The following is a 7,441-nucleotide window of genomic DNA, read 5'->3' as shown; positions in this document are numbered from 1 at the left end:
TGCAGCCCGACCGGCAGGTTGTCGTCCGGCGACAAGCCCGACGGCACCGACATCCCGCAGTGGCCGGCCAGGTTCAGCGGCAGCGTGCACAGGTCGAACAAATACATCGCCAGCGGATCGTCGACCTTCTCCCCCAACCGGAACGCGGTCGTTGGCGTGGTGGGCGACACCAACACGTCTACGGATTCATAGGCCGTGTCGAGATCGCGGGCGATCAAGGTGCGGACCTTCTGCGCCTGGTTGTAGTAGGCGTCGTAGTAGCCGGCCGACAGCGCGTAGGTGCCGATCATGATGCGCCGCTTGACCTCCGGCCCGAACCCCGCTGCGCGGGTCAGCGCCATCACCTCCTCGGCGCTGTGCGTGCCGTCGTCGCCGACCCGCAATCCGTAGCGCATCGCGTCGAAGCGGGCCAGGTTGCTGGACACCTCCGACGGCAAGATCAGGTAGTAGGCGGCCAACGCGTGATCGAAATGGGGGCAGTCGACTTCGGACACATCAGCACCGATCGCGGTCAACTGCTCGACGGCAGCGTTGAACGATGCCAGCACGCCGGGCTGATAACCCTCGCCGCGCAACTGCCGGACCACGCCGATGCGCACACCGCTCAGGTCGCCTGCCGCTCCTGCCTTGGCGGCGCCGACGACGTCGGGCACTTCGGCGTCGATGGAGGTTGAGTCGCGTGCGTCGTGTCCGGCGATCACCTGATGCAGCAGTGCGGTGTCGAGGACGGTGCGTGCACACGGACCGCCTTGATCCAGCGACGACGCGCAGGCCACCAGTCCGTAACGGGACACCGTGCCGTAGGTCGGTTTGACCCCGACCGTCGCCGTCAGCGCAGCCGGCTGGCGGATCGAGCCGCCGGTGTCGGTCCCGATGGCCAGCGGCGCCTGGAACGCGGCGAGCGCGGCAGCACTGCCGCCCCCGGAGCCACCCGGCACCCGGTCGGTGTTCCACGGGTTGCGAGTCGGGCCGTAGGCGGAGTTCTCCGTCGACGAGCCCATCGCGAACTCGTCCATGTTGGTTTTGCCCAGGATCGGGATCCCGGCCGCTCGCAGCCGCGCGGTCACCGTGGCGTCGTAGGGGGAACGCCAGCCCTCGAGGATCTTCGACCCGCAGGTGGTGGGCATGTCGAGGCTGGTGAACACGTCTTTGAGGGCCAACGGCACCCCGGCCAGCCGCGACGGCGGCTGCTCGCCGGCGGCTAGCGCCTTGTCGACAGCCTCCGCGGCCGACAGCGCCGTATCCGCTGCCACGTGCAGGAACGCGCCGTACCGCTCATCGGTCGCCGCGATCTGGTCCAGGAACGCCTGGGTGATCTCGGTGGACGACAGCTCCTTGGCGGCGATTTTGCCGGCCAGCGTCGCGGCGTCCAGCCGGATGATGTCGCTCACTGCGGTTCCCCGAGGATTTGCGGAACGGCGAAACGCCCGTCGACGGCTTCAGGCGCCTCGGCAAGCGCTTGCTGCTGCGTCAGGCACGGTGCGGTCTGGTCCGGGCGGGTGACGTTGACGTCTTTGAGCGGGTTGTCGGTTGGTTCGACGCCGGTGACATCGACGGCTTGGATCTGGCTGACGTGGGTCAGGATGGCGTCGAGTTGGCCGGCGTAGCTGTCCAGCTCGGCATCGGTCAACGCCAGGCGGGCCAGCCGGGCCAGATGGGCCACGTCGTCGCGGGAGATCTGGGACACGAGCGAAAACTCTAGCCGCCGCCGCGGCCGCCGAAATGCCGCGGGCGCGTCGCTGTGCGACAGTGTGCGCGTGTCTTCCTATCTGCTGCGCGTTCAGCTTGCCGACCAGCCGGGTAGCCTCGGCTCGCTGGCCGTGGCCCTGGGGTCGGTGGGGGCCGACATCTTGTCGCTGGACGTGGTGGAGCGCGGGTCCGGCTACGCGATCGACGACCTGGTGGTCGAGCTGCCGCCGCGGGCCATGCCCGACACCTTGATCACGGCGGCCGAAGCGCTCAACGGGGTGCGGGTGGATAGCCTGCGACCGCACACCGGGCTGCTGGAAGCGCACCGGGAACTGGAACTGATCGACCACGTCGCCGCCGCCGGCGACACTGCGGCCAAGCTGAAGGTGCTGGTCGACGAGGCCCCCCAGGTGCTCCGGGTGAGCTGGTGTGCGGTGCTGCGCAGCTCCGACGACGGTATTCAGCCGGTGGTGGGCAGCCCGGGTGCACCGGAAACTCGACTGGACGCCGTGCCGTGGATGCCTATCGAGCACGCCACTGCCCTGGACGCCACCGACGACTGGGTGCCGCAGGTGTGGCGCGAGCTGGACACCACGCTGATCGCCGCGCCGTTGGGTGCGCCCGATTCCGCGGTGATGCTGGGTCGGCCGGGCGGCCCGGAATTCCGGCCATCAGAGGTGGCGCGGCTGGGCTATCTGGCCGGGATCGTCGGGACCCTGTTGCATTAACCGCGCCGAAAAGCGGGGTATTGATCAGATGTGAGCGTGTTATCCGATAGCCAGATCGCCTCCATGTCCCCCGCCGAGCGCCGTCAGCTGATACGACGACTTGAGCGCCCGCTATCGGATCTGTTGCCGGTCGCTGCGGCACGCCGGATCCGGTGGGGCTGGCTGGGAATCATGATCGGCGGGACGCTGGTGCTGATTCCCTGGATCGTCTATCTCGCGTTCGCGCTGCCCGACGTCTACCTGGTGCACAGCTGGGCGGCGACCTGGGTCGGCTTCGACCTGCTGCTGCTGGCTCTGATGGCCGCGACCGTCGTCTTCGGCCTGTTGCGTCGACAGGTGATGCTGCTGACGGCGTTCGCGACCGGAATGTTGCTGATCTGCGATGCGTGGTTCGACCTGATGACCGCCGGACCGACAGACTTCCCGGTGTCTGAGCTGACCGCGGCGCTGGCAGACCTGCCGCTGGCCGCGGTGCTCATTACCGGCACGTTGCGACTGTTCCGGTTCACCGCCATTCGGATGTGGCTGCTGGAGCCGCACACCCCGCTATGGCGGGTGCCGCTACTGCCCTGATCAACACTCATCGCCCAAACCGTCAGTCGGGCACTTTTCCGCCTCATGAATTGTATGAGGTTGATATGACGTCGAGCGAACATGCTGTCGTCGAACAGGATTCGTTAGCCATCTCTCGGGTAACCCTACACCCCAGCGCAATTCCGCGCTGGCCGCTCGGCGGATGAGACACCGCATCTCATTGAGCGAATTCGAAAGGAAACGAATGGCTTTGAGTACCACAACAATCGACGAATCCACATTCGTTGAAGAGTCCGAGCTTTTCAGCAGCGAGGCGCGGTTGTCGTGGGTGCTGGCCGGGGTTATCCCTCGGATCCAGTGAGCTCGGCTTCAGCCCGTTTACGGGCAGCGCGGGCCGCCGGTGACTGCTCCAGGTAGTCCATCGCCAGCTTCGTGGACGCCTCCGAGCTGGGGTGATGGCCGGGCCGAATATAGCGGCTCGGCACCGTCACGACGACCAGCCATGGTCCTGGCACCCGGTACTGCCGGGCAGCGCGCAACCAGTCTCGCCAACGCGGTTTGGCGCTGATGGTCGGGTCCTGCGCCATCAAGAACCGCACTCCCTTAATCCACCACAGCACGAAAATCGGCGCAGTGGACAGCATCGTCAACGCTCTCAGGGCGTAGTTGCCGCACACGTTGTGGTAGACGTCGAACACCAGTGAGCGGTGCTCGATCTCCTCGGCCCCGTGCCAGCGCAACAGGTCAAGCATGGTCTGATCGGCTCCGGCGTAATCGAGGCCCCGGTTCTGGATCACCCATTCACCCAACGCAGCGTTGAAGGGTTCTAATGCCGCGGCAACCGCGAGGCGCCGGTAGAGCCACTGCCGCTGCAGTACCCGCGGCCATCCCGGGTGCTGGTTACCCAGCGTGGACAGCCACTTTTGCAGCTTGTCGGTGTAAGGCGTGGTGTCGATGCCCTGCTCCGCCAGATGCTGGAGGACCATCTGGTGCGCCCAGGCATGCCAGGACTCCTGCTGGATAAAGGGTTTTATGGCCGCTTTCAGCTCCGCGTCGTCGACCAGCGGTTCCGCCTCGCTGATGGCCTGAATGAACCAACGCTCGCCCGCCGGCAGCAGCAGATGCATCACATTCAACGTGTGGGTGGAAAACGGGTCATCCGGAACCCAGTGCAACGGGGTGTTCGACCAGTCGAAGCGCGCCTTCCGGCGATGTGTCGGATACCCGTCGTGGGGCACCTCGAGGTCAGTCATCCACACTTCACCGTCCCAAGTTGGCCGGACCTGTTGCCCACCGTAGTATCTTGGGTCGTCATTCTTCAGGTGAACTGCCGGAAGGCCCGTGGGCCAACAGCTTTCGGAATCCGTCCTCGTCGAGGATGGGCACGCCGAGTTCAACGGCCTTGTCGTATTTCGACCCGGGCGAATCGCCGGCCACGACGTAGGCGGTCTTCTTCGACACCGAGCCGGCGGCTTTGCCGCCCCGCGCCACAATGGCCTCCTTGGCGTCATCGCGGGAGAAGCCGGTCAGCGAGCCGGTCACCACGATCGTCAATCCCTCCAGCGTCCGCGGCACACTGGCGTCGCGCTCGTCGGCCATCCGCACGCCGGCCGAGCGCCATTTGTCGACGATGGCCCGATGCCAGTCCACGGTGAACCACTCGGTCACCGCGGCGGCGATGGTCGGGCCGACACCCTCGACCGCGGCCAGCTGCTCGGTCGAGGCCGACGTAATCGCATCCAGGCTGCCGAACTCGGTCGCCAGCGCGCGGGCAGCGGTCGGGCCGACGTGGCGAATCGACAACGCCACCAGCACCCGCCACAGCGGCTGCTTCTTGGCCCGGTCCAGGTTGGCCAGCAACCGCTTGCCGTTGGCCGACAGCGCGCCGCTTTTGGTGGTGAACAATTCGGTGCGCAACAGGTCGTCTTCGGTGAGGCCGAACAGGTCACCCTCGTCGCCGATCACTTCGGCTTTCAGCAGCGCGATGGCCGCCTCGTAGCCGAGTCCTTCGATGTCGAAAGCACCGCGACCGGCGACGTGAAACACCCGCTCACGCAACTGTGCTGGGCAGGCCTGCGCGTTAGGGCAGCGGATGTCCGCGTCGCCCTCCTTGGCCGGTGCCAGCCGGGTTCCGCATTCGGGACACGTTGTGGGCATGACGAATTCGCGCTCGGAGCCGTCGCGCAGGTCGACGACGGGACCCAGCACTTCGGGGATCACGTCGCCGGCCTTGCGGATCACCACGGTGTCGCCGATCAACACACCCTTGCGCTTGACCTCAGCGGCGTTGTGCAAAGTGGCCAGCCCCACTGTCGATCCGGCAACGGTGACCGGCGTCATGAACGCGAATGGCGTGACCCGCCCGGTGCGCCCGACATTCACCCGGATGTCGAGCAGCTTGGTCTGTACTTCCTGCGGCGGGTACTTGTAGGCGATTGCCCACCGCGGTGCCCGCGAGGTGGAGCCCAGCCTGCGCTGCAGCGCCACATCGTCGACTTTGACTACGACGCCGTCGATTTCGTGGTCTACATCGTGGCGGTGCTCGCCCCAGTAGGCGATCCGGTCGAGGGCGCCGGCAGCGTTCTCCACCCGCGTGGTGTGTTCGGATACGGGTAGACCCCAGGCGCCCAGCGCCAGATAGGCGTCGTGCAGGGTGGGTGGCCGAAACCCCTCGATATGTCCCAACCCGTGGCAGATCATCCGCAGCCTGCGGCGCGCGGTGACCGCCGGATCCTTCTGCCTCAGCGATCCCGCCGCACTGTTGCGTGGATTGGCGAACGGCGCCTTGCCGTCTTCGACCAGTGCGGCATTGAGGGCTTCGAAATCGGCGAGCCGGAAGAACACTTCACCGCGCACCTCGAGCACGTCGGGTACCGGGTAGTCGTCGCTAGCGGTCAGCCGCTCGGGGACGTCGTCGATGGTGCGCGCGTTGAGCGTGACGTCCTCGCCGGTGCGGCCGTCGCCACGGGTTGCGGCCCGCACGAGCCGTCCGTCCCGGTACACCAAAGCCAGTGCGACACCGTCGATCTTGAGCTCGCACAGAAATGGCACATCGTTACCGACCTCTGCGTGGATGCGCGCCGCCCACACGTCGAACTCGTCGGTGCTGAACACGTTGTCCAGCGACAGCATTCGCTCCAAGTGCCCGGCCGAGGTGAAATCGGTGGCGAAGCCGGCGCCTCCGACGAGTTGGGTCGGTGAGTCGGGTGTGCGCAGCTCGGGATGCTCGTCCTCGAGGGCGGCCAGCCGACGCAGCAGCTGGTCAAAGTCCGCGTCGGAGATGATCGGCGCGTCGCGCACGTAATAGCGGAACTGGTGTTCGCGCACCTCGTCGGCCAGTTCGCGCCAAAGTCGGCGGACCTCCGGCGCGACCGGATCAGCCTCTGCTGAGCTCACCTTGGCAGGCTATCGGAGTACGCCGACAGTGCTCCGGCTCCGGTTAGTCCTCGACGTAGGCCCGCAGCCGGTCGATGGCAGCGTCCCAGCGGCGTGACAGCTGGTTGAGCAAGTCGCTGGCCTGGGCCAGCGGTTGAGTCTGCACGGTCCAGATCCGTTCCCGCCCGCGCCGACTACTGCTGACCAGACCCGCGGCCTCCAGCAATTCCAGGTGCTTGGTGGCCGCCTGGCGGGTAACCGGAATCGCTTGAGTCACTTGGGAAGTCGAACTCGGGCCGCCGTCGCACAGCCGGACGACGATGCGCAGCCGATTCTGGTCCCCAAGGGCGCTGAAAAAGGGGTACAAGGGCGCCGCCGCCAGCGTCGCCGTCACACCCGCTGCTCCAGCGACAGATACTTTCGCACCAGCTCGACCTGCTTGGCCCAGCCTCCGCTGTTGGCCTCGAACGCCGCCGACCGGCGCGCCGCGGGGATAGCGTCGAACCCGGACTCGACGATGGTGAGAAGCACGCCGTCGGGCGTCGGCGACAGGGTGAACTCGATCAACGTGGTGGGCTCCGCGTCATAGTCTTGATTTTCAGGGTCGGCGTCGACTGCGAACGGGTGCCAGCGGTAAGCGAACCGCTGCGGCGGTTCCACGGCGACGATCTGCCAGATCGCTTTCGCCCCGGCATGCGGCCGCTGCAGCTCGGCCACCTCCTCGTCGACAGTCGTGCCGGTAATCGTCGCGGTGACCGAGGTCCCGGCGACGAAGGGCCCGTCGATGCGGACACCGAACCAGCGCCCGAACTCCTGCGAGTCGCTGATCGCGCGCCACACCCGGTCCATCGGCGCCCGTAACACCACCTGTTTCTCGATTCGATCCGTGCTCATATGCAACCTCCTGGTTGCTTATCAGTAGAGCACGCTTCGCCGTCTATACGCAACCTTTCGGTTGCGCTTTTTAAACGGCGTCGGGATCGTCGGCGAAGGCCTCCGCAGCGCGCCGGGCCAGCCCGATGGCGGTGCGCGCCCACTGCGGGGTCGCCGCGGCCAGTCCGCACGCCGGGGTGACGCCGATGCGATCGCGCAGCGCCGAGCGGCCGAAGCCGAGC

Annotated in this window: 8 protein-coding genes and 1 pseudogene; 2 read left to right on the top strand and 7 right to left on the bottom strand. The window is 66.7% G+C overall.

Going from position 1 to position 7,441, the window contains the following annotated elements:
* Together gatA and gatC are read right to left on the bottom strand one after the other, a co-directional pair.
* On the bottom strand, positions 1–1,391 hold a 1,391-nt coding region (gene gatA / locus WAN71_RS05720), incomplete at its 3' end, for an Asp-tRNA(Asn)/Glu-tRNA(Gln) amidotransferase subunit GatA (RefSeq protein ID WP_422224406.1).
* Complete coding sequence (gene gatC / locus WAN71_RS05715; RefSeq protein WP_422224405.1) at positions 1,388–1,687, bottom strand: Asp-tRNA(Asn)/Glu-tRNA(Gln) amidotransferase subunit GatC; 300 nt, start codon at positions 1,685–1,687, stop codon at positions 1,388–1,390. The genes gatA and gatC, both read right to left, overlap by 4 nt.
* 70 nt (positions 1,688–1,757) lie before the next feature.
* On the opposite strand from gatC, the gene WAN71_RS05710 reads away from it, so the two are divergent.
* Positions 1,758–2,417 (top strand): amino acid-binding protein, encoded by a 660-nt coding sequence (locus WAN71_RS05710; protein ID WP_422224404.1) that lies wholly within the window; start codon positions 1,758–1,760, stop codon positions 2,415–2,417.
* Between the two features lie 63 nt (positions 2,418–2,480).
* On the top strand, positions 2,481–2,990 hold the full coding sequence (locus WAN71_RS05705; RefSeq protein WP_422224407.1) for a hypothetical protein: 510 nt from the start codon (positions 2,481–2,483) through the stop codon (positions 2,988–2,990).
* Between the two features lie 302 nt (positions 2,991–3,292).
* Here the strand turns inward: WAN71_RS05705 and WAN71_RS05700 are convergent, their stop codons facing one another.
* The 5 genes and pseudogenes from WAN71_RS05700 to WAN71_RS05680 form a co-directional block, all read right to left on the bottom strand.
* On the bottom strand, positions 3,293–4,204 hold the full coding sequence (locus WAN71_RS05700; protein ID WP_422224403.1) for a metal-dependent hydrolase: 912 nt from the start codon (positions 4,202–4,204) through the stop codon (positions 3,293–3,295).
* Between the two features lie 58 nt (positions 4,205–4,262).
* The gene (gene ligA / locus WAN71_RS05695) at positions 4,263–6,347 is read right to left on the bottom strand and encodes an NAD-dependent DNA ligase LigA (RefSeq protein WP_422224402.1); all 2,085 of its coding nucleotides are present in this window, start codon (positions 6,345–6,347) and stop codon (positions 4,263–4,265) included.
* 43 nt (positions 6,348–6,390) lie between these two features.
* The gene (locus WAN71_RS05690; protein WP_422224401.1) at positions 6,391–6,720 is read right to left on the bottom strand and encodes an ArsR/SmtB family transcription factor; all 330 of its coding nucleotides are present in this window, start codon (positions 6,718–6,720) and stop codon (positions 6,391–6,393) included.
* Positions 6,717–7,220, bottom strand: a complete 504-nt coding sequence (locus WAN71_RS05685; RefSeq protein WP_422224400.1) for an SRPBCC family protein — start codon at positions 7,218–7,220, stop codon at positions 6,717–6,719. The genes WAN71_RS05690 and WAN71_RS05685 overlap by 4 nt, the downstream gene beginning before the upstream one ends.
* Before the next feature lie 70 nt (positions 7,221–7,290).
* Positions 7,291–7,441, bottom strand: a pseudogene (locus WAN71_RS05680) (methionine synthase); the annotation flags it as partial.

Origin of the sequence: Mycobacterium sp., from assembly GCF_049280035.1 — a bacterium.
Lineage (GTDB): Bacteria > Actinomycetota > Actinomycetes > Mycobacteriales > Mycobacteriaceae > Mycobacterium.
Note: the sequence above shows the minus strand (reverse complement) of the source record. Positions and strands in the feature narration are given on the sequence as shown.

What these genes read in the sequence shown, in the direction of transcription:
- WAN71_RS05705 (WP_422224407.1), top strand. Translation starts at nt 2,481, where the DNA reads ATGTCCCCCGCCGAGCGCCGTCAGCTGATACGACGACTTGAGCGCCCG.
- WAN71_RS05700 (WP_422224403.1), bottom strand. Translation starts at nt 4,204, where the DNA reads ATGACTGACCTCGAGGTGCCCCACGACGGGTATCCGACACATCGCCGG.
- WAN71_RS05685 (WP_422224400.1), bottom strand. Translation starts at nt 7,220, where the DNA reads ATGAGCACGGATCGAATCGAGAAACAGGTGGTGTTACGGGCGCCGATG.